Annotated in this window: 19 protein-coding genes and 1 tRNA gene; 9 read left to right on the plus strand and 11 right to left on the minus strand. The window is 63.2% G+C overall.

Annotated features, from left to right (window positions below):
* The first annotated feature begins 31 nt into the window (after window positions 1-31).
* Genes fepB through B7E02_RS01760 form a run of 5 tightly spaced genes read left to right on the plus strand, consistent with a single transcriptional unit; the run spans window position 32 to window position 4,568 of the window.
* Window positions 32-1,009, plus strand: a complete 978-nt coding sequence (gene fepB, locus B7E02_RS01740; RefSeq protein WP_080792353.1) for a Fe2+-enterobactin ABC transporter substrate-binding protein — start codon at window positions 32-34, stop codon at window positions 1,007-1,009.
* 34 nt (window positions 1,010-1,043) lie between these two features.
* Window positions 1,044-1,985: a FecCD family ABC transporter permease gene (locus tag B7E02_RS01745; protein WP_245802122.1), complete on the plus strand. Its 942-nt coding sequence runs from the start codon at window positions 1,044-1,046 to the stop codon at window positions 1,983-1,985.
* Window positions 1,982-2,992 (plus strand): FecCD family ABC transporter permease, encoded by a 1,011-nt coding sequence (locus B7E02_RS01750; RefSeq protein WP_245802123.1) that lies wholly within the window; start codon window positions 1,982-1,984, stop codon window positions 2,990-2,992. Before B7E02_RS01745 ends, B7E02_RS01750 begins: the two co-directional genes overlap by 4 nt.
* Complete coding sequence (locus B7E02_RS01755; RefSeq protein ID WP_080792358.1) at window positions 2,992-3,771, plus strand: ABC transporter ATP-binding protein; 780 nt, start codon at window positions 2,992-2,994, stop codon at window positions 3,769-3,771. Before B7E02_RS01750 ends, B7E02_RS01755 begins: the two co-directional genes overlap by 1 nt.
* Window positions 3,768-4,568 (plus strand): siderophore-interacting protein, encoded by an 801-nt coding sequence (locus B7E02_RS01760; protein ID WP_080792360.1) that lies wholly within the window; start codon window positions 3,768-3,770, stop codon window positions 4,566-4,568. The genes B7E02_RS01755 and B7E02_RS01760 overlap by 4 nt, the downstream gene beginning before the upstream one ends.
* Window positions 4,569-4,600: 32 nt before the next feature.
* On the opposite strand, the gene B7E02_RS01765 is transcribed toward B7E02_RS01760, so the two are convergent.
* The 10 genes from B7E02_RS01765 to B7E02_RS01810 form a co-directional block, all read right to left on the minus strand.
* On the minus strand, window positions 4,601-4,819 hold the full coding sequence (locus tag B7E02_RS01765) for a helix-turn-helix domain-containing protein (protein ID WP_080792363.1): 219 nt from the start codon (window positions 4,817-4,819) through the stop codon (window positions 4,601-4,603).
* A complete protein-coding gene (locus B7E02_RS01770; RefSeq protein ID WP_179129628.1) occupies window positions 4,819-5,283 on the minus strand; it encodes a DUF2975 domain-containing protein in 465 nt (154 codons plus the stop codon). The genes B7E02_RS01765 and B7E02_RS01770 overlap by 1 nt, the downstream gene beginning before the upstream one ends.
* A 154-nt stretch (window positions 5,284-5,437) precedes the next feature.
* A complete protein-coding gene (gene crgA / locus B7E02_RS01775) occupies window positions 5,438-5,710 on the minus strand; it encodes a cell division protein CrgA (RefSeq protein WP_080792371.1) in 273 nt (90 codons plus the stop codon).
* A gap of 84 nt (window positions 5,711-5,794) precedes the next feature.
* A complete protein-coding gene (gene pknB, locus B7E02_RS01780; RefSeq protein ID WP_080792375.1) occupies window positions 5,795-7,702 on the minus strand; it encodes a Stk1 family PASTA domain-containing Ser/Thr kinase in 1,908 nt (635 codons plus the stop codon).
* Window positions 7,703-7,860: 158 nt separating this feature from the next.
* Window positions 7,861-9,144, minus strand: a complete 1,284-nt coding sequence (locus tag B7E02_RS01785) for a serine/threonine-protein kinase (protein WP_245802124.1) — start codon at window positions 9,142-9,144, stop codon at window positions 7,861-7,863.
* Between the two features lie 5 nt (window positions 9,145-9,149).
* Window positions 9,150-10,571: a penicillin-binding transpeptidase domain-containing protein gene (locus B7E02_RS01790; RefSeq protein WP_080792381.1), complete on the minus strand. Its 1,422-nt coding sequence runs from the start codon at window positions 10,569-10,571 to the stop codon at window positions 9,150-9,152.
* The gene (locus tag B7E02_RS01795; protein WP_080792384.1) at window positions 10,568-11,890 is read right to left on the minus strand and encodes an FtsW/RodA/SpoVE family cell cycle protein; all 1,323 of its coding nucleotides are present in this window, start codon (window positions 11,888-11,890) and stop codon (window positions 10,568-10,570) included. The genes B7E02_RS01790 and B7E02_RS01795 overlap by 4 nt, the downstream gene beginning before the upstream one ends.
* Window positions 11,887-13,209 carry a PP2C family protein-serine/threonine phosphatase gene (locus tag B7E02_RS01800; protein ID WP_080792386.1) on the minus strand — a complete coding sequence of 441 codons (1,323 nt, stop codon included), beginning with the start codon at window positions 13,207-13,209 and terminating at the stop codon, window positions 11,887-11,889. Before B7E02_RS01800 ends, B7E02_RS01795 begins: the two co-directional genes overlap by 4 nt.
* Complete coding sequence (locus B7E02_RS01805) at window positions 13,209-13,670, minus strand: FHA domain-containing protein FhaB/FipA (RefSeq protein WP_080792390.1); 462 nt, start codon at window positions 13,668-13,670, stop codon at window positions 13,209-13,211. The genes B7E02_RS01800 and B7E02_RS01805 overlap by 1 nt, the downstream gene beginning before the upstream one ends.
* Before the next feature lie 2 nt (window positions 13,671-13,672).
* Entirely contained in the window at window positions 13,673-14,566 is an 894-nt protein-coding gene (locus B7E02_RS01810) for an FHA domain-containing protein (protein ID WP_080792393.1), read from the minus strand.
* 272 nt (window positions 14,567-14,838) lie between these two features.
* Between B7E02_RS01810 and B7E02_RS01815 the strand changes: the two genes are divergently transcribed.
* The 4 genes from B7E02_RS01815 (at window position 14,839) to B7E02_RS14875 (ending at window position 16,886) form a co-directional block, all read left to right on the plus strand.
* Window positions 14,839-14,924: transfer RNA gene (locus B7E02_RS01815), tRNA-Leu, on the plus strand.
* Window positions 14,925-15,339: 415 nt separating this feature from the next.
* A complete protein-coding gene (locus tag B7E02_RS01825) occupies window positions 15,340-15,624 on the plus strand; it encodes a ribbon-helix-helix domain-containing protein (RefSeq protein ID WP_080792399.1) in 285 nt (94 codons plus the stop codon).
* Entirely contained in the window at window positions 15,621-16,181 is a 561-nt protein-coding gene (locus B7E02_RS14470; RefSeq protein ID WP_218672366.1) for a type II toxin-antitoxin system RelE/ParE family toxin, read from the plus strand. Before B7E02_RS01825 ends, B7E02_RS14470 begins: the two co-directional genes overlap by 4 nt.
* Before the next feature lie 84 nt (window positions 16,182-16,265).
* Complete coding sequence (locus B7E02_RS14875) at window positions 16,266-16,886, plus strand: formylglycine-generating enzyme family protein (protein WP_425429784.1); 621 nt, start codon at window positions 16,266-16,268, stop codon at window positions 16,884-16,886.
* Window positions 16,887-17,314: 428 nt separating this feature from the next.
* On the opposite strand, the gene B7E02_RS01840 is transcribed toward B7E02_RS14875, so the two are convergent.
* Complete coding sequence (locus B7E02_RS01840; protein WP_080792404.1) at window positions 17,315-20,845, minus strand: DEAD/DEAH box helicase family protein; 3,531 nt, start codon at window positions 20,843-20,845, stop codon at window positions 17,315-17,317.
* Window positions 20,846-20,933: the final 88 nt, after the last annotated feature.

A 20,933-nucleotide genomic window follows, 5' to 3' on the forward strand; every position in this document is an offset into this window, starting at 1 on the left:
TTCACAAGAGTTCACCCTTGAAAGGAAACACATGGCGAAAACACTGAAGCTGCTGGCCGCGGCGCTGGTGGCACTCCTGGCCGCGGGCTGCGGCCAGGCTGCAACCGATACCCCGGTAGCAACAGCGGGAAATGATGGCTCCTGGCCGCGAACCATCACCCACGCTGTGGGTGAGACGACGATCCCGGAGAAGCCGTTACGGATCGTGTCCACCTCGCCGTCGATCACCGGCACACTGCTCGCTGTCGACGCCCCGGTGGTGGGCACCGCGTCAGCCCTGGTAACCGCGCTGACGGATGAGAAGGGATTTTTCACCCAGTGGGCCGGGGTCGCCGATGAACGCGGGGTGGAGGTGGTCTACCCCAACCTTGAGGTCGATCTCGATGCCATCGACGCTTTCGCACCTGATCTGATCATCGGCTCGATTTCCGGGGGCGACGCCGTGGCCAACGAGTATGAGCAGCTCAGTGATATCGCCCCCACGATTCTACTGAACTACGCGGAGCCTTCCTGGAGGGAGTTGACCCGCACCATAGCGGGGATCACCGGTACTGAGGAGAACGCCGAACAGGTGTTCGCTGACTATGAGGCCTTTGTCGATGAAAAGGCGCAGGAGATCCACCTCCCCGAGCAGCCGGTCTCCGCACTGGCCTACCTGGGGGCGGACGGCGGATGGGTGTTCGATCCCGACAGTCAGCAGGCGGACCTGCTCGCCAGCATCGGATTCGACTACGTGGGTGTCAGTGACCGGTACACGACACAGAGCAACAACGGCGTGTCCGTGGTTACCCCGGAGAACCTGCCCGCGGCCCTGGAGCAGGCCCGGACGCTCTTCCTGGTTCCCACCGGTGGGCCGGCCCCCACCGGTGAGTTCACCGCGAACCCCCTTCTGGGAAATCTTCCCGCTGTGACCGGAGAACGCGTGTTCTCCCTCGGCGGGCAGTCCTTCCGACTCGACTACTACAGCGCCAGGGCAACCATTGAGCATTTGGTCGAACAGTTCAGTTAAGAGAACCCTCCTCCTGATCACGGGAGCGGTCGGTGTGATCACCGTATCGGCGATCTCAAGCCTGCTGTGGGGCTCCGCCGGAGTGGAACCGGGCGCGGTGGCATCGGCGTTCACCGATTTCGACGCCTCCAACAACGACCACCTGATCATCCGCCATTCCCGCCTCCCCCGTCTCATACTCGGTCTCATCGTCGGCGTGGCCCTGGGTCTGTCCGGTGCGCTGATGCAGTCGCTGACCAGGAACCCGCTGGCTGATCCGGGGATACTCGGGATCAATGCCGGGGCATCGGCCGCGGTTGTGATCGCCATCGCATACTTCGGCGTCACCGATGTCGGGGGCTATCTGTGGTACGCACTCTTCGGTGCGGCCGCGGCCACGGTGCTGGTGTATCTGCTCGGTGGCACCTCGCCGGCGCGGATGGCACTCGCGGGTGCCGCACTATCCATGGCGGTCGGAGCCGCGACCTCGATGGTCCTTGTGAGCAATGAACACGCATTCAACCAGTTCCGGTACTGGACCGTGGGGACGCTGCAGGGCAGGGGAATGGAGATCATCGTGGCGGTCTCGCCCTTCATCGCCGTGGGAACCCTCATCGCCCTGCTGCTCGCACGCGCGCTGAACGCCATGGCGCTCGGCGAGGAATCGGCAAAGGGACTCGGCGTCAATGTCGCCGTGATCCGCGCCGGGTGTTTCGGGGCGGTGGTCCTGCTGGCGGGGGCGGCGACGGCTGCCGCCGGCCCCATCGGCTTCATCGGTCTGGCGGCACCGCACATTGTCAGGCTCATCGTCGGTCCGGATAACCGGCTTGTGCTGCTCGGCGTGCTGTTCACTGCGCCTGCGCTGTTGATCATGGCCGATGCCGTAGCCAAGGCCGCCGCGGCCCCGGCCGAGCTGCAGACCGGAATCGCCGCGGCGGTGCTCGGTGGGCCGGTGTTCATCGCACTGGTGCGTTCCAGGAAGGTGGTGGCCCTGTGATCACCAGACTTCGCGCCGGGGAGCTGTCCCTGCGCTATCATCGCCGCACGATGGTTGTCATTGCGCTCAGTGGCGCGGCGCTTGTGATTCTGGTTCACCTGACTCTCAGTGCGGGTCAGCTGAGTGGCAGGGAGGTCTGGGATGGAATCATCGGCCGGGGGGACGTTTCCGTGGTTCGCTCGGTTCAGTCCCGTAGGCTTCCGCGCGTGCTCACCGCCATTGGCGTCGGTGCCGCCCTGGGGGTCTCGGGTGCGGTGTTCCAGTCGGTATCGCGCAATGTGCTCGCCTCGCCGGACATCATCGGTTTCACCACCGGGGCGGCCACGGCGGCGGCGGTGCAGATCATCTATTTCAATGGCGGGGTGGTGGAAACCGGACTGGCCGCCATACTCGGTGGACTGTTCACGGCGGTGTTCGTCTACACCATGGCCAGGCAGGGAGGCAGTACCGGTGGTCTGCGGTTGATTCTGGTCGGCATCGGTACCGGTGCCTTCGTGGGGGCCGTGCGCGATTTCCTCATGGTGCGCGCCGATATCACCGATGCCTCCGTCGTGCAGCTGTGGTCGGCGGGTTCGCTGAGCGGCCGGGGCTGGGAACACGCAGCGCTGATTCTCGGCGTGTGCCTGCTCCTTGTGCCGGTGCTCGGCCTGATGGCCGGGAAGCTGTTCCTCATTGAAATGGGCGATGATGTCGCCGGTGGTCTGGGAGTCGCCGTAGAGATGACACGATTCGCGGCGATCATCCTCGCGGTGCTGCTGGTGGGAGTGGCCACCGCGGTGGCCGGGCCAATCTCCTTCATCGCGTTGGCCGCCCCGCAGATCGCGCGGCGGCTCACGCGGGCGCCCGGGGTGCCGGTGGGGGCGTCGGCAAGCATCGGTGCGATTGTGCTGACCGCCGCCGACCACCTGGCGCAGCACGTTGACATTGGTCTGCGCACGCCGGTGGGGCTGGTCACCAGCCTGCTGGGCGGACTGTATCTGTTGTGGCTTCTGAGAAGGGAGAAATGATGCTGCAGACTGAATCCGTGAGGATGGGCTACGGCGAGCGGACGGTCGTCCGCGAGCTCACGCTCGAGATCCCGCAGGGGGGATTCAGCGTGATCGTCGGCCCCAACGGCTGCGGGAAGTCGACGGTGCTGCGCACCCTCGGTCGCATGCTGCGCCCACAGGCGGGGCGGGTGCTTATCGACGCCCGGGACATCCGTTCATTGCGCACCAGGGAGGTTGCACGCAGGATCGGACTGCTGCCGCAGTCCCCGCACGCCCCCGACGGCGTGACCGTGGCGGACCTGGTGGGCAGGGGACGTTATCCACACCAGCGGATCTGGAGGCAATGGTCGCGCGAGGATGAGAGGATCGTCGCGCAATCCCTCGAAGAGGTGGGCCTGCTCGATTGCGCAGACAGGGCGGTCTCCGAACTCTCCGGTGGCCAGCGCCAACGGGCGTGGATTGCCATGGCACTCGCCCAGCAGACCCCCATTCTGCTACTCGACGAACCGACCACCTACCTCGACATCGCCCACCAGATCTCCGTGCTCGACCTGTGCTCAACGCTGCACGAACAGGGCCGGACCCTGGTCATGGTCCTCCATGACCTGAACATGGCCGCCCGCTACGCCACGCACGTCATCGCTATGCGTGACGGCGGCATCATCAGGCAGGGGCGGCCCGAGGACGTATTCACCGAAACGATGCTCAGAGATGTTTTCGATCTGGACGCATCGATACTCAAGGATCCCAACAACGGACGACCCCTCATCGTCCCCAAAGACAGGAGAAATCAATGACCAACCCCGATGGACTACTGCGCGAAAACGCCCACGACCGTGACATCTCCGAGATCAGGGCAACGATCACGGCGGTGGACAGGCCCTCTTTCTCCCTGCTCCGCGTCACCGCGCACCTGCCCGGTGCGGCACAGAATCCGGTGTGGGGCATCCCCAACGTGGCTGTCCGCTTCTATCTCGACGATGCCACACGGGTGTACACCGTCCGCTCATTCGACCGTGCCTGCGAATCGATGGTGGTCGATGTGGTCCAGCACGGCCACCCCAGCCCCATGATGAGCTGGTCGGAGACAGTGGCACCGGGAGATGAGCTGACCCTGACCGGACCCCGCCCGCACTTCCCCCTGCCCCCGGGTGGGAAGGTGGCACTCTTTCTCGATGACACCGCCATTCCCGCGCTCGCCGCGATCATGGACCAGTGGCCGGCAGGGGTCGGCGGTGTGGGATGGGTGGTCACCGAGGATGTCGCCGCCTTCGAGGAGCTCCCGCACATCGAGGGATTGGAGCTGCATCTGCTCGCGCCGGGGGATCAGCCCCTCGCGGATAAGGCCCGCGAACTTCCGAACCCGTCAACCCATGTCGTGTGGGCGGCCGGTGAACGCGATGAGATGAAGAGCATCCGCGGGTACTTCCGCAGGGACATCGGGTTGGAGAAGGAGTCGGTCGCGGTGTTCGGATACTGGAAGAAGGGAACCACGAACACCCGGATCGACCAGGTCCGTAGGGATCATTACATGAGGTTGCTGGCGGAGGGCGGCGATCTCGAGGGCTTTGATGATCTGTCTCTGGAGATCTGACGCCGGAGCAAGGTGGAATCAATCCTCCGGTGTTACCCGGGCCACTGCTCCGGCTCCCACCGCAGGAGATCCCCCGGCTGGCAGTCGAGGGCCCTGCAGAGACCGGAAAGGGTGGAGAATCGGATCGCCTTCGCATGACCGTTCTTGAGCACCGAGAGGTTCGCCGGGGTGATGCCGACCTTCTCGGCGAGGGAAGCCACCGTCATTTTCCGGCGGGCGAGCATGACATCGAGGTCAACGACGACGGACATCAGATGACCGCCTCCAGCTCGGTGGAGAACCCAACCGCCTGGACCAGCAGCATGCGCTGGACATAGACGAGCATCGCGACACCGGCCACCAGAAGGGCGGGCACCGCTCCGATGAGGATGACCCCCGGGGCATCATCGATCTCGCCGACGATGTAACCCAGAATCAGCACGAGGATCGCTGCGATTCCAATAGTCCTGATGATGTGATCAACCCAGCGGAATGCGGCAGGGGAGAACACGGTCCCTCGGCCCACCAGGATGAGCAGTTGCCATACGCACACCATGGCCACCTCCACGCAGATCAGCCCGATCACGAGAATGGCCACAACCGCGGTCTCGGCCGCCCCGGCTGAATCTGTCGGGTCCAGGAAAACCGAGGCAATCAACAATGCCTGGATACCCAGGCAGCCCATGAATCCAACGGCGAGCACGACCCGCAGCAGGATGACGATTCGTGTAGTCATGGCAACGCCTTTCATATCGAAAATCAATACTATAATATCGTTAATCGATATAGAACGTCAAGATTCCCGGAGGCGGGACCCTCGACCAACGGCGAGGCGCGGGTGCGGCACACATCTTTGTGCCGCACCCGCGCCCCGGGGAGGAAGTCGGTGTCTAACGCCAACCCATGGTCATCAGCAGCCCGATGACGAGGAGACCGAATCCGATGCCGTAGTTCCAGGCTCCGAGTTCGGCCATGAACCCGATCTCCTGGCCGGCGAGATAGTTGGTGATCAGCCAGGCAAGGCCGACGATCATGAAGGCGAACATCAGCACCTTGTACCACATCGGCGTTCCGGAGGAATTGATCTTCACCGGAGTGCGGTTTGCGCCCGGGGCACTAGACACCGGTGCCACTGAGTTCTTTGTAACCTTTGCCTTGGGCATTGTTCACACCTTCATCTTCTCGTTGTTTGCGCAGAGGCAATCATAGATAGTTAGAGCTTAACGTACCAGCCGGTCCGGTGACATCTACCCAGCGGGCCCGGAGGGGACCAGAGCCCCCAGATCGAATTGATAGAGTCTCACTGTCACCGTGGCGTCCTTTCTGAACACCGAACCTGGGGCGGGGCTCTGGAAGCCGATCTTGTTCTGATCGACCAGGGCGGCGGTGGGGATCGGATCCGCGGTCACCATCGCGGAATCGGGCCCGGTCCATCCTGCCGAGCGCAGGGCGGCCAGGGCCTCCTGCGTGGTCAGCCTGGCCAGATCTGGAGCGTTGACCAGCATCCCATTGGAGATCTGCACGCTCACGGTCGAACCGCGGTTGATCTGGTTTCCCTCGTCGCTGACACTGAGCACCTGGCCCTCCGGTTCCTGGCTGTCCACGTACTGCAGGCGTGGCACGAAGCCGAGGGAGGTGAGGTTGCCCTCCGCCTGGGTCCACCGCATTCCGGTGATGACGGGCACCCTCACCTGGGTAGCCCCGGTGGATACCGTCAGTGAGACCGAGGTGCCCGCGCTGACCTGCTCACCGGGCGCCGGTGACTGCGAGATCACGGCACCGGAGCTGACCTGGTCGGAGTTCTCCTGCCGAACGGTCTGGTTCAGGCTGAGGCCCACCGCCTCCAGTGCGCTGGCTGCCTCCTCCAGCGACATCCCCGTGACATCCGGGACCTGAACCATTTCGCGGCCACTCGAGACGGTGAGGGTGATGGTGGCGCCGCTGCGCACCTCAGAACCGACATTCGGTGAGGTGCGTAGAACCAGGCCGTCGGCCACGTCCGGGCTCGGTTCCTCGGTGAGGCTGACATCAAAGCCTAGCTCCTGGAGCTGGGCTATCGCCTCGTCCTGCCGGAGACCGACCACGTCGGGGATCTGCTGGGTGACGGTGGTTGAGCGGTTGGAGGAGAGATCGTAGGTGAAGGCACCGGCGATCCCGATGACCGCGAGGGTGAGGATGACTGCCAGCGCCCCCAGCCAGCGGCGACGCCGACCTGCGGTGTTCCTGGGTGCGGGCGGGGGCGTCGATACGCTCTTGGTCAGGTTCTGCGTCGGTTCCTCCGCGATGTGCGTCCGGGCGGCGTGCGAGACCGCGTTCCGGGACAGCAGTTCCAGGTCCGCGGCCATCTCCGCGGCCGTCTGATAACGATCGGCCGGGTGCTTGGCCATCGCGGTGAGCACCACGGCATCGACGTTCAGCGCCGCCGTCGGCGTGAGATCGGCGATATAGGCGGAGGGCGGTGTCGGTTCCTCCTGGACATGCTGATAGGCCACCGCGAAGGGGGACTCCCCCTCGAAGGGCGGCCTGCCGGTGAGGATCTCGTAGAGGACGCATCCGGTGGCGTAGACATCGGAGCGCGCATCGGCGGGCTTGCCGCGTGCCTGCTCGGGGGAGAGGTACTGTGCCGTGCCGATCACGGCGGAGGTCTGCGTCATGGCCGAGGTCGAGTCATCGAGGGCGCGAGCGATGCCGAAGTCCATCACCTTCACACCGCCGGTGTTGGTGATCATGATATTCGCGGGTTTGACGTCGCGGTGGATGATGCCGGCGTCATGGGAGGCCTGAAGAGCCTGGCACACCGGGATCATCACCTCCGCGGCCCTGCTCGGTGTCATCACACCATCCTCACGGACGATGTCGCGCAGATTCCGGCCATTGACCAGTTCCATGACGATATAGGGAATGGACACCCCGTCCCGCTCCACCTCGCCGGTATCGAAGACGGCCACGATGCACGGATGGCTCAGCTTCCCGGAGTTCTGTGCCTCCCTGCGAAAACGCTCACGGAAGGTGGCATCCTTGGCCAGATCGATGCGGAGCATCTTCACCGCCACCTGCCGGCCGATGAGGGTATCGGTGGCCACGAAGACCTCGCTCATGCCGCCGGAGCCGATATTGGCACCCAGCTCATAGCGATCAGCAATCACGAAGGTCACTGGTTTCCTCCAACATCAAGTAGTCGGTCGAGCGAGTCCATCAGTTCCTCCTCGGGGGCGGCCGAGGTCGCCGGGACCGAGGTCTGGGTGGGGGTGGACGGCTGCAGGTGCGAAGAGGTCTGCGACTGCGGCGTGCTCGGCTGAGAGGGGGGCGTTGTTTAAGAGGTCTGCGACTGCGGCGTGCTCGGCTGAGAGGGGGGCGTTGTTTCGTTCCTCGTCGTTGTCCGCTCGGATGTCGTGGGCGCCGTGGTCGGGGGCGGGGGCTGATAGGACGTCGTCGGCGCGGGCCGGTAGGAGGTCGTCGATGACTGGGTCGGGGTGTAGGTCTCGGTGATCGTTTCCGGGGTGGTGGTCTCCCCGGTTTCGGTGTTGAACAAAATTCCCGTCGCCCCGGCGTAGATAACCGCCCCGATGATGATGGCCAACAGGGCCGCGATGAACAGCCCGATTCCGATCCCCGAACTGCTGCGCGCGGGGGCCGGACTGACCGCGGTGGTCGGGCGTGCAACCTTGCCCAGCATCGCGGTTGATGCGCTTGGCGACGGCGCCACCGCCACGGTCTCCATCGCCGCGGTGCGCGGCTGCGGCGGGCGCTGGCCCGCACGGACGGCGGCGACGGCCAGAGCCATGGCGTTGCCGTCCGGGAAGCGCCTGGCGGGATCCTTGCGCAGCGCGATACCGATGAGTTCACGCGACTGCGCGGTGATGGAGGTCGGCATCTGCGGGGGCGCCTGGTTGATGTGCGCGATGGCCACGGAGACCGAAGAGTCACCGTTGAAGGGCCGGTGGCCCGCCATCATCTCATAGCCGACAACACCGAGTGAATAGATGTCGCTGGCGGCGGTGACGGGCTTGCCCTGTGCCTGCTCGGGGGAGACGTACTGGGCGGTGCCCACGACCATGCCGGTGCGGGTCAGCGGCACCGCCGCCGCGGCCTTGGCGATACCGAAGTCGGTGATCTTGACGGTGCCGTTTGCAGTGATGAGCATGTTTCCGGGCTTGATGTCACGGTGGACCATACCCATGCGGTGAATCACAGACAGACCGTGTGCCGCCTGTTCCAGCACATCCAGAGCCAGGGACTCGGGCAGGGTGCCCTCCCTTTCGAGCATGTCGGCCAGGGACTCGCCACGGACGTACTCCATAACGATGAAACAGAAGGTGTGACCCGCCGGATCGGGGACCTCCCGGTAGTCATAGGTGTGCACCACGTAGTCGGACTGGATCTCCTCGGCGGCACTGGCCTCGTTGCGGAACCGGTTGAGAAACTCCACGTTGTCGGAGAACTCGGGGCGCAGGACCTTGATGGCCACCTCGCGGTCATGGACCACGTCATCGGCCAGCCACACGGTGGACATGCCACCGTGGCCGACGATCCACTGCAACCGGTAGTCCTCTCCGATCAGTGCCTGGAGGCGATCTTTTCCGGAGTCGTCATTCATATCGTCTACCCTCCCGCCGCGTGCAGCACGGTGCGTCCGATGGGGGCGGAGACACGGCCACCGGTTGCACCGGTGCCGTAGCCTCCGCCGTTCTTGACCAGAACAGCGACGGCGACATCATTGGAGAAGGCAACATACCAGTTGTGGGGCGGGGTGCCCTCATCGCCGTGCTCCGCTGTGCCTGTCTTGGAGGCGATCTGCACCCCGGAGTAGCCGTAGGTGCTGCGCTCGGAGGATTCCATCAGCTCGGTGATCTGTCCGGCGATCTCCGGGGCGATGCCCCCGGCCGACTCGGGTTTGGTGGAGCTGAGCTCCTTGAGATCCTGTCCGGTGACGCGGGACACCAGGTAGGGCTTCATGCGCACGCCACCGTTGGACACGGTGGCCGCCATGATCGCCGCCTGCAGGGCGGTCATCTCCACATCGCGCTGTCCGATGCTCGACTGCCCGAGCGCGGCGTCATCGGGAATGGTCCCGAGACCACCGGGGACATTGTCGATCCCCAGATCGTAGGTCTGCCCGACGCCGAAATCGGCTGCGGACTTGCGCAGCGCATCGACGCCGACATCGATTCCGGTCTCCACGAAGGCGGTGTTGCACGACAGTGAGAAGGCCGTCAGGAACGTGGTCGTGCCACCACCCGCACAGGCCTGACCTCCGTAGTTGGTCAGGGTGGTGTTGGTGTTCGGCAGCGTCACCTCGGAGGCGGCTGTCACGGTGGTGCTGGCGGAGTATCCGTGCTCCAGGGCAGCGGCGGTGGTGATGATCTTGAAGATCGACCCCGGTGGCAGTGATTCCTGGGTTGCATGGTTGAGCAGTGGTGACTCCGGGTTGGAGGTGTAGTCCCCCCACGCGGAATCCGCTGTCTGCGGATCGACGATCCCGTTCGGGTCAAAGCCGGGGGAGGACGCCATGGCCAGCACCTCTCCGGTGCTCGGACGAAGCGCCACCACGGCACCCTCGTAGCCGTTCTGCGTCAACTGGTCGTAGGCGGTCTGCTGCAGCTCGGGGTTCAGCGTCAACTCAATGTTCGCCCCGCGGGCGGGCTGGCCGGAGATGACATCGAGCCACCGCGAGGTGAACAGGGAGGAGTCGGTGCCGTTGAGAACGGAGTTGAATCCGGACTCGAGACCCGCGGCGCCGTAGATATCGGAGAGATAGCCGACCACGGGGCCGAAGGCCTCGGGACTGCTGATGTACCTGCGCTGGTAGAGGCCGTCGTCGTCCTGGAATGATTCGGCGAGGACCTGCCCACCGGCGGAGATCTGTCCGCGCGGGGTGGACTTCATCTCCAGGAAGGCGCGCCCGTTGAGGGGGTTGTTGGCCAGGTCGTCCTCGCGGAATCCCTGGATCCAGGTGAGGTTGGCCAGCAGGACCATCACCAGGAGAAGTGCGAAGCTGGATGCGAATTTGATTGACTTGTTCATGCCTCCACCTGCGCTTTCGTTATTACGGGCCGTCGTGCACTGTTGGATATCCGCAGGATGATGCCGAGCAGAATGTAGTTGGCCATCAGGGAGGACCCGCCCTGGGACATGAAAGGCGTGGTCAGGCCGGTCATCGGCATGAGCGCTGAGATGCCGGCGACCACCACGAATACCTGGATCATGATGGTGATGGACAACCCCGACGCCACGAGCTTTCCATAGCTGTCGCGGGTATCCATGGCGGTCCGCATGCCCCGGGTGACAAACACCGCGAACAGGACGATGATCGCGGCCAGTCCGATCAGTCCGAGCTCCTCGCCGATGGCGGCGAGAATGAAATCGGAATGAGCGACGGGCACCATATTCGGGTAGCCCTGGCCCAGGCCGGTGCCGGTGATTCCTCCCCAGCTCATCCCGAACAAGGCCTGGGAGAGCTGGTAACCGGTGGAATCATAGTGCGCCACCGGGTCGAGGAAGTTCTGCACGCGCTCCTGGATCTTGTCGGAGACCTGATAGACCGCGACCGCCCCGACCGACACCAGAATGGCTCCGATGAACAGCCAGGATCCCTTCCCTGTGGCCAGATAGAGCATGACCAGAACCGTGGTGAACAGCAGGAGGGCGGGACCGAAGTCATTCTCACCGGCCATGATCAGGATGGCCAGGATCCACACCACCAGTATCGGGGCGAGGTCGCGCAGACGTGGCAGATCCATGCCGAGGAAGCGGTAGCCGGCGACGGTGAACAGTGCCCGTTTGCTGGCCAGTAGCTGCGCGAAGAACAGTAGCAGCAGGATCTTGGAGAACTCGCCCGGCTGCACTGAGAAGGGGCCGAGGGTGATCCAGATGCGGGCGTCGGCATTGACACCCGAGGCGGGCCAGACCAGCGGCAGCGCCAGCAGCACCAGGCCGACGAGGCCGAGCAGGTAGGAATAGCGCGAGAGCGCGGTGTGATCAGGCAGGAGCACAAGCACCGCCACCATCAGGCACACTCCCACCAGGGTCCACATCAATTGGCTGTTGACGGTGGAGTAACCCGTGGCCAGGTCGAGACGGTAGATCATGATCAATCCGATGCCATTGAGCGTGGCGGCCACCGGAAGCATGATCTGATCGGCGTAGGGAGCGAAAATGCACATGGACACATGGGCGATGGTGAAAACCGCCATGAAGCCACCAATCAGGATGACGATGTTGATGTCGAGCTCATTGCCCTGCGCCAACTCGAGGTTGACCAGCATCACCGCGACGACGATGGTCGCCAGGACCAGCAGCCACATTTCCTTTCTGCGCAATGACAGCTTCTGAAGAAAACTCATGACACCTCCCTGCAGTTGACTCCTGGTTCACTTCTGTCTCCGCCCGTCGGTTCCGCGTCGCCGACACGGGTGACACAGACCGGCAGGGCCTGCGCAGCCAGACGCTGCATCTGCGCCTGCACCTCGTCATAGGACCCCGAGGGCAGGCCATCGACGCTGCTGCGCACGGATGCGGGGAGGTCACCGAGGGTGAACTCCGGGATATCGCCGCACTGCTCGTGCAGTGACAGCGCACCCTCCCGGTTCAGGCAGGCCACCTGGTAGGAGGAGTGGAGATCGCGTCCGAAGATGCGGACATCCACGCCCTGTTCCACCGTCAGCACATCCCTGTCACCCGAGGCCACGAAGAACGTGCCGTTAATACGGGAATAGCCCCACCATCCTGCGGTGACGAGACCGATGAGGAGGATCAGGGCTACTATCAGGACCGCAAGTCTGCCCGATTTCTGCGGAGGCGGTGGATCCTGAACCTGGGGTTCAATCTTCTTCGGCTCGCGGGAGATGGCCGCGGCACGTCCGGCGGAGGTGTCGGGGCGGGGATCCTCGGGCTGTTCGCCGTTGAGCGCTCCCGCGGTGAGGGGGCCGGTGGTTGGTGAATCATCCGCACCGGCCTCGACGACATCGGCGATGACGACGGTGACGTTGTCCGGTCCGCCCGAACGCAGCGCCAGATCAACCAGTCTCTTCGCCGCCTCGGCCGGGGTGCCCACCTTCAGGGTCTCCTCGATCGTGGAGTGGGTGACCGGATCGGACAGTCCGTCCGAGCACAGCAGCAGCCGGTCGCCGGGGTGGGCGTCGAAAAGCGTGAGCGTGGGGTCGACCGGGTGGCCGGTGTAGGCCTTGAGGATCAGCGAGCGCTGGGGGTGGGTGGAGACCTCCTCCGGATCGAGCTCACCCTTGTCCACCAGCGACTGCACGAAGGTATCGTCCACGGTGACCTGCGTGAGGGTGCCCTCGCGCAGCAGGTAGCCGCGGGAATCACCGACGTGGCACAGGCCGAGTTCACGGCCGTTGAACATGAAGGCGGTCAGGGTCGTTCCCATGCCGTCGCGGGCGGCATCCTCGCGGATGCCCTCGGCGATCGCGGCATTGGCCTCGGCGGCCACCATACCCATCAGGGCGAGCATGTCATTGTCGCCCGGATTCACATCCAGGTCACGCATGTGGGTGATCATCAGCTGGGACGCAATTTCACCCGCCGCGTGACCGCCCATCCCGTCGGCCAGGGCGAGAAGGTGGGGACCCGCGTAAGCGGAATCCTCATTGTTCCCGCGCACCAGACCGCGGTCGGATGCCACCGCATATTTAAGTTTCAGCATCAGGGAACAAGCCTCACTGTCGTTCGACCAATCCGGATGTCGGTGCCCACTCCGACCGCCTCGGGCTGATCGATCCGGACACCACCGACGAAGGTGCCGTTGCGGGAATCGAGATCCTCCACGAACCACTCGGAGCCACGCTTGAACACGCGCGCGTGCCTGCCGGAGGCGTAGTCGTCGCCGACGACGAAGGTGCAGTCGGGGCTGCGGCCGAGCACCATCTCGTCCTGGACCTCAATCGAGGAGCCCTTGGCGGGACCCTCCACGACGGTCAGAAGACGCGGCTGGGTGCCGCGGTTGAGGGCACGCGCCAGACCCTGGGGCGCAGCGACCGAGCTTGTCGACGCCACACCCGCGCCGACCCTGAGGTCCGCACGCATGGCACGCAGTGCCAGCAGCACGAAAAACCACAACACCACGAGCACCACGACCCGCAAACCCAGGAGTACGAGGGAATCCATATCTAGCTCCTCGGGTTGACGATACGAACTTCAATGTTGGAATGGCCCACCGTGATCACATCACCATCAGCGAGCAGCCAGTTCTCCACCGGGGTGTCATTGACCGTCGTGCCATTGGTCGACTTCAGATCAACCAGGATCGCATCCCTGCCATCCCAGGTGATCTCACAGTGCTGACGCGACACCCCCGTGTCCGGCAGCCGCAGATCCGCATCATTGGAACGGCCGATGATATTGGATCCCTCCTGGACCACGTAGGAACGGCTGGAACCGTCCTGCAGAAGCAGAGTCACGGTCGGGCCGGCATGGGTGGTGGTGGCCCCCCTCACCGCATCCACCTGGGACTGCGGAACACCCTGCGCCAGCGGGCGCGAGGCCGTCTGCGCGGGTAGGAACTCGGTGCCGGAGTAATCGGACATGTTTCTCGACTCACTTTCTGCAACAGCCACAACGCCATCGCCTTCCAAAGGCAGGAAGCCACTGTTCAACTCAGGGTCCGGATCCTTCTCCGACACCGACTTCAACTGACCCGTGTGCCGTGCCGAATCCTCGGCGATCAGCACAATAACCGGGCCGGCCAGGGACCAGTCACTATTCCTGCAAAATCTCGTCATCTGATCTGCGAAACCACTCGCCAAAGCCGGATGTTTATCCAGGAGATTGGAAAAATCCTTCGGGCTCACCGAGATCTTGAACACGTTTGGCGCCTCTACATAGCCATCCGCGGTGTGCACCACATTGTCCTCCGCCTCCTGCTTGAGCAGTTCCTCAAGCTCGGCCGGGACAAGTCGGCCACCGAAAACGAAGGCCAGTGCATTGTCGAGGCCGCGCTGCAGGGAACTGTCCAGCTTCGCCAGACTGTTCAGCGCATTGGCCACACGACCGGAACCAGCCATTTGGACGCGACCTCCTTTAGAAATTCATTGGTGTTCCATAAGCGAAAACGCCCAGGGGCATGCCTTTGTCCCGCCATGTGACTAAAAAAAGTCACGCGGTCAGCTGCGGACTCAGCGCACGATAGGGTCATTATAGGGGTGCATGCAGCATTACCGAACTGACACAGCCAAACTTTACCCGTTCGTTGTGCATGGCAAAAGGATGGTTAGCCTGCGAATTTGGAGCTCACCGGGGTGTGCGTGTTATCTTTAACAAGTCGCACATGCGTACAGCCCGGGTGGCGGAATGGCAGACGCGCTGGCTTCAGGTGCCAGTGTCCGCAAGGGCGTGGGGGTTCAAGTCCCCCCCCGGGCACCACAGTTTTTTTTAAAAGCATTACTGGCCGGAGACTCCACATTATAAGAAATGTGGGCTCTCCGGTTTTCTCGCGTGGTTGCGTCCTTTGGTGTGGTGTATCTGTAACTGCGGGTGAGGACCTCATGAATCACGTGGGCGATCACCTCAGCCTCCTTGGATTCCTGGAGGAATCTTTCCCAGAAGCTCTCGAGATCTGGGTCATCGATAGGCGGTACCGCGCCGATCTCAAACTCTGCCTCCATGCTCAGATTCTCGCACGCGGCTGGCAAGCGCTTGGACTTGGAGCGGTGCCATGGCAACAGCTCCACAAGCCAAGAAGTACTTCGCTCCCGATCTTCGTGAGGGATAGATGAAGAGCTGTACGGGACCGGCGATAAAGAGTAGGATTGAGTCCTACTGGAAGTGAGGACTCATCATGCGGACCACGAAGCAACTCAGCATCACTCTCCCGAACAACATGGCCGAGGCGTTGAAGGAGCGCGTCGCCTCTGGCGCGTATGCGAGTGAGAGTGAGGTCGTCCGCGATGGCCTGCGCGCTCTGTTCGCTCGCGAGGACGCGGTAGAGACCTGGCTGCGCTCCGAGGTCGTCGCCTCCTTTGACGAGCTGAGAGCTGACCCCTCGCAGGCGATCAGCTCGGAGGACATGCTGGCGTATCTTGCCCGTGTGCATCGGGAGCGGCTGGCTGAAAGCGGATCGTGACCCGCACTGTCGTCTACCCGCCCCGCGCCAGCGGGCAACTCACCGATCTGTATCTCTGGATAGCGGAGCAGTCCGGCTTCCCAGATCGGGCCGAGGGATATGTGACGGCGATCTTCGACTACTGCGACAGCCTTGCGATGCTCCCGCTGGTGGGTGTGGTGCGGGATGATCTGCGGCCAGGGTTGCGGACGATCGGATTTCGCCACCGCGTGGTCATCGCCTTCGCCGTGACCGAGGAGACGGTCGAGATTCACGGGTCTTCTATGGCGGTCGCGACTACGAAACCCTCCTCCGCGACGACACCGACTGACACCGCTCACAAGCACAGCGCCGAGCCACCGCATTGCGGGCCGGAGCGTCGGCGCTCCGCCTTCCTTTGCGCGAACCCCTCCCGCATCTGCTCGGCACGGACCGCCAGTGCTTGCTCTTGCGCCGTACGTGCGGCGGCTGCTTCGGTGCGCTGCCTACCGGATACGGGCTGCTGCCTGCTCGGGCGGGAGCGCTTGGAATTCGGCAATCTCCGCCCGAGCACCCTGCGCGGTGCGCGCCCACTGTAGGGCCTCGCCTTCCGGCCTGGCGAGTTCGTAATCGAGCGGGATACGACGTATCTGCCCCGCTTTCCGGGTTGGTTACGGCCTCTGCTGCCTGCGCATTCCGTCTCCCGGCTCGATGGTGTGAGCTGGTGCAACACACTGTCCATCGCGCTATCGCTCACTCCTGCATACGACATCGATGATGCCCGTGTGCGCTGGGACGTGAGGGCTGACGGGTTCCGGCTTCCGACCGAAGCGGAGTGGGAATGGGCATGCCACGCAGGAACAAGCGGTCCGCACTACGCCCCACTCCCGGATATCGCCTGGACTGACGACGACGCGGTGAGCGGTCCGCAGCTGACTGGACGCAAACAGCCCAATGCCTTTGGCTTATACGACATGCTCAGCAACGTCTGGGAGTGGTTCTGGGACTTTGCCGACCCCGCTAGCTGTACTGACCGGGGAGGTTGGTTAACCGGGTTACCGGTGGCTGGGCTGATAAACACTGGAGCGTTCGCGCTTTTATGCGGCGCGGGAGCATGGCCGGTGCGGGAGCATGGCCGGTGCGCGGTTGGACGACGTCGGCTTCCGACTCGCTCAAGGTTCAGCGGGAGAAACTGCCGACGATGCCGGACGAGGGTGGTCGCAACAGGCAGACGAGAAGCGGTCGAGAGTGGGCGGCCCCATACCGGTCGGCTGGACACCGCTTCGCATCGACCCCGACTCTGAGGCGGACCATTAATCGCCAATCAAACCGGGTGCGTACGGCGTTTCATGTGCTAAGTCATGTGCTACCGACCGCGCAGGTGCGAGTATCGCCGTGGAGTCATCCACAGGCTGGCCTCTCTGCAACCGCGGAATCATGCGGCAGAACGCCGATTCGCGATCCTATGCGCGTGGAGGAACCAGTCAGTTCACATCCCCCCGGGCACCAATTCTGAAATAGTCGTGGGTAGCAAATCGATACTAGTACTAGCCTCGGCTTTTTTATCGCGGGGGCTGAATTATCGTGCCACATGCCGGGGGAGGTGGGTGCAATGATCGATTGGTCTCCTATTTTCGTGACAGGTTTCGCTTTTCCCGATCGGGGCGCGTGGGTGAGATGGCACAAATGTACCGCCCTACCTCGGTGATCAGAGCCGAGATTGAGGAAGTGTTCACCCCACCTCCACTACAGAGTTGATCCTCTCCAACCTGCTCTTGAGGTCAATCACGACGGCGGCGTTGTTATGGAAGACCTCAGTGACCCTGCCATAGCGGGAGAATGAATCATTGAAGGCCTCCTGCAAAGAGACCCCTCCGTTGCGCGCGAGAACCTTGACCAGGTGGCGAATGTAGCCGATTTGGTTGGCGGTGAGTGTGGAGCCTTCAAGGAGGTCCGCGAATTCGGAGCGCATCGCATCTTCATCCAGTCCGACAAGGCGACGGATGAAGGCGGGGATCGTGTCGCCGCCGAGGCTGAGACGCACTTCATCAACTCCTTCGAGGCCTACCTGCGCGATCATGGTTTCGAGGGCTTCGACATCGACATTCGTGAGGGGTCGGGCGGTGCGTAGTTTCTGCATGGCCAGGGAATCATGGTGAAGGGCCAATGCGGTGCGCAGCTGCTCTTCGACGCGGCTGAGATTGATTCCGACGGCGGCGTGTGCGGTGGGGAGGTCAATTTCGGCGATTTCGCTGAACTCGTCCTCGACGTCGAGAACAACCACCTGGCGTTTGTTGCGCGGGATGAAATCGACGAGGTCGCGGATACTACGGCGAACTTTTTCCAGGTCATTGAGGGTGACGCCGTCCCACCATGCGGGGTCCAAAAGCGCCTCGAAGGTCGATGCTGCAGCGGCGACGTCGGGAAGCGTATCGACGACCTGCAGTAGCTCATCGGCGATCTGCTCGACGCGCCGGCGGTGCTGCTCCCAGGAGCCATCGGGGCTCAAAAGTCCTAATTGGAGCTGGAGGATGAGGAGATCGAAACGCTTGGCTGATTCTTGCTCCTTGATCGTGCCCAGGGGGAGGTGTGCAATGTGGTCGGTGAGTGCCTCGGCATCATTGTCGGAGAGGTGAGCCCAGGCTTCGGCGCGCTGGAATTGTTCGAGGACGGGACGGTCGATGGGGCGAACCTGTATATGGAAGGGTGAGATTTGGCTGACCAGCTCATGCAGGTTCGTCGAGAGGGTTTCGCGAAGCTCCTCATCGCCGTCTTCTGCTTGATCGAGCTGTGCGATAAGGGCAACGCGGCTGGTGAAGAGCTTTTCTGAGAGGGAAAGTTGGCGTCCGGCTCCCGCGTCTTCGGGTTGTCCGTCGAGGAAGACGCGCGCATTTCCGCAGAAATCAAGGACATGAAAATCCTTCTTGTGTAGCCCCTGGCCGAGAAGGTTTTTGCACAGGCGGGTACCGCGTCCCATCATCTGCCAGAATTTTGTGGCGGAATAGACGGGTTTGAAGAAGACAAGGTTGACCACTTCGGGGACGTCGACACCGGTGTCGAGCATATCGACGCTGATGGCTATGTTGAGTCCGCTGGTGGGGTTCTTGAATAGTCTGAGCGCCTCATCGGCATAGCGCGTGGAGTGGGTGATCACTGAGGCGGCTTTGCCGGAGTAGAGGGGGAAATGCTGGTCAAACTCCTCTTTGATCAGCGCGGCATGCTTTTGGGTGCGGGCGAAGATGATGGTCTTGCCCAGGAGGTCCCCGCCCTCCACTTTGGTCCCCTTTTCGATGAGGGTATTCAAGACCTTGCGGATGGTGTCGCGGTTGTAGAGGCGGGAGTTGATTTCCGCGGGGGAGACTCCGTCTGGTGGGTCGAGGGGGTTGCCGTCTTCGTCGGAGCCCCAGTCGAGATCGTCCCAGGTCTGCTGGTCATCGGGGTCGAGGTCCTCGTAGCGCATTCCGCTGCGCAGGAAGAGGGAGTCCTGTTCGAAGATGCGGTAGGGCACGAGGAATTTGTCCTCGGTGGCCTGTTGGAGGGTGTAAGAGCCGGTGGGTTCGCGGCCGTCGATGTCGAAAAGCTGGTAGGTGTTGCGGTGGACGTCGTCTTTCGGGGTAGCGGTGAGGCCGAGGACGTAGGCGTCGAAGTAGTCGAGGATGCGCTTGAAGCGGTGGTAGATCGAGCGGTGGGCTTCGTCGATGATGATGAGGTCAACGTCGAAAGGCCGGAACTTTGCCGGATGCACTCCGTCGTCGTTGATCAGGCTCATCATGGTCTGATACGTGGACACGTAGACCTCGCCGACACCGTCGGGATCTTTGAGTAGGTTGACCGGCGCTGATTCGGGGTAGTGGACGGTGAAGTTGTCGTGCGCTTGATCGACGAGCGCGGTGCGGTCCGCGAGGAAGAGCACACGGCCCACCCACCGCGATTCGCGCAGGAGCTTGGCGGTGGCGATGGCCACACGGGTCTTTCCGGTGCCGGTGGCCATGACGAGCAGTGCACGGCGCTTGAGCTGTGTCTCGAAGGCTTCGGTGACCCTGCGGATCATTTCTTGCTGGTAATCACGTCCGGCTATCGACGGATCGACGGTGGCGGTAGCCAGCGGCACCCTGGTGGATCGGCGGTTGATCATTGCCCGCAGGTTCTCTGCGGTGGGATAGCCTTCTACCTGGCGTGGAGGGTATCCGCGTCCGGTTCCGGGGAGATTAGCGGCGTCATCGGTGAGTTCGATGAGGTAGCCGTTGGTGCAGAAGATGATCGGGCGTTGGCCGCATGCAGCCTCGATGGCGTCCGCGTAGAGCCGGGCTTGGACGGCACCGTCGCTGAGGTTCGCACTGGATTTCTTGGCTTCGACGACGGCTAATGGCTTTCCATCATCGTCCCACAGCACATAGTCCACGTAGCCGGTACCGCTGCGGGTGCTTGCGGAAATGGGCATGCCCTGGACTCGGTATTCAGCCGTGACATTGCGGCCGAGGTGGAAACTTGCGGCGGCGAGCATCGGGTCGATGAGATCGCGCCGGGTGTCCGCTTCACTGATAGTCGGAGGCAGCGCCGGTTTGGTACCAGCGCCGGTACGGGCGGCTAGTTCGTCGCGGAGTTGAGTGCGGAGGCGGTCGATTTCAGCGTCGCGCTCCGCGCTGATGCGTCGAAGTTCCTCCTGCGCTGCGAGCAGTTCGGCCTCGGTGGCGGCCTTTTCCTCTTCGGCCTGTGCGTTGCGGGCGGCGAAGGCGGCGCGTTCCTTGGCGTGCTTCTCGGCTTGGTCGAGGTGTTGCTGTTCGACGTCGCTGAGCAGCAGTGCGGTCTTGTTTAGCTCTGCATCCTTGGCTTCAAGGTCGGCGGCGAGCTTTTTCACCTGCACTCGGGTGATGGGCGTTGATGTGGGCGTGGCCCAGCTGAGGACGTCGAAAAGCTGCATGAGCACCCGCACCGACACCTGCCGCGAAATCGGTTCGGTGCCATGGACGGCGGCGTTGCCGCGCAGCCGGATGAAGTGCATTTTGTCCAGTTGCATTGTCGTTGCGATGGCCGTGAAGCGGCGGTCCTGGAGGAGGGCGAACAGGCTGGTGTCGCTTGCCTCATCGAGGTTGCGGAACTCGCAGATGTGGCGGACAACCCGTTCGAGGACGCGCCGGGAGAAGAAGCAGGACGCCACCGGGTTCGACAGCGCATTGCGCTCGGCCTCGCGGCAATCGTAGAGCAGTGCCGGCCATACCCGGCCCACGAACGCGAAGTTGGTCTGCGGTGTCGCTGTGGTCATGGGTGCTCCGGTGCTGGTGGCGAGGGTATCTGAGTTGATTGTAGCGGGGTTGCTCGGAGGCGTTTGAGTGATCGCTGCTTATCGACGC

Origin of the sequence: Corynebacterium pacaense (genome assembly GCF_900169525.1) — a bacterium.
GTDB lineage: Bacteria > Actinomycetota > Actinomycetes > Mycobacteriales > Mycobacteriaceae > Corynebacterium > Corynebacterium pacaense.

Coding starts and splice junctions, on each gene's coding strand:
- B7E02_RS01790 (WP_080792381.1), bottom strand. CDS start 10,571: ATGAACAAGTCAATCAAATTCGCATCCAGCTTCGCACTTCTCCTGGTG.
- B7E02_RS01755 (WP_080792358.1), top strand. CDS start 2,992: ATGCTGCAGACTGAATCCGTGAGGATGGGCTACGGCGAGCGGACGGTC.
- B7E02_RS01795 (WP_080792384.1), bottom strand. CDS start 11,890: ATGAGTTTTCTTCAGAAGCTGTCATTGCGCAGAAAGGAAATGTGGCTG.
- B7E02_RS01805 (WP_080792390.1), bottom strand. CDS start 13,670: ATGGATTCCCTCGTACTCCTGGGTTTGCGGGTCGTGGTGCTCGTGGTG.
- B7E02_RS01810 (WP_080792393.1), bottom strand. CDS start 14,566: ATGGCTGGTTCCGGTCGTGTGGCCAATGCGCTGAACAGTCTGGCGAAG.
- fepB (WP_080792353.1), top strand. CDS start 32: ATGGCGAAAACACTGAAGCTGCTGGCCGCGGCGCTGGTGGCACTCCTG.
- B7E02_RS01840 (WP_080792404.1), bottom strand. CDS start 20,845: ATGACCACAGCGACACCGCAGACCAACTTCGCGTTCGTGGGCCGGGTA.
- B7E02_RS01825 (WP_080792399.1), top strand. CDS start 15,340: ATGCGGACCACGAAGCAACTCAGCATCACTCTCCCGAACAACATGGCC.
- B7E02_RS01765 (WP_080792363.1), bottom strand. CDS start 4,819: ATGTCCGTCGTCGTTGACCTCGATGTCATGCTCGCCCGCCGGAAAATG.
- B7E02_RS01760 (WP_080792360.1), top strand. CDS start 3,768: ATGACCAACCCCGATGGACTACTGCGCGAAAACGCCCACGACCGTGAC.
- B7E02_RS01800 (WP_080792386.1), bottom strand. CDS start 13,209: ATGCTGAAACTTAAATATGCGGTGGCATCCGACCGCGGTCTGGTGCGC.
- B7E02_RS01785 (WP_245802124.1), bottom strand. CDS start 9,144: ATGAATGACGACTCCGGAAAAGATCGCCTCCAGGCACTGATCGGAGAG.
- crgA (WP_080792371.1), bottom strand. CDS start 5,710: ATGCCCAAGGCAAAGGTTACAAAGAACTCAGTGGCACCGGTGTCTAGT.
- B7E02_RS01770 (WP_179129628.1), bottom strand. CDS start 5,283: ATGACTACACGAATCGTCATCCTGCTGCGGGTCGTGCTCGCCGTTGGA.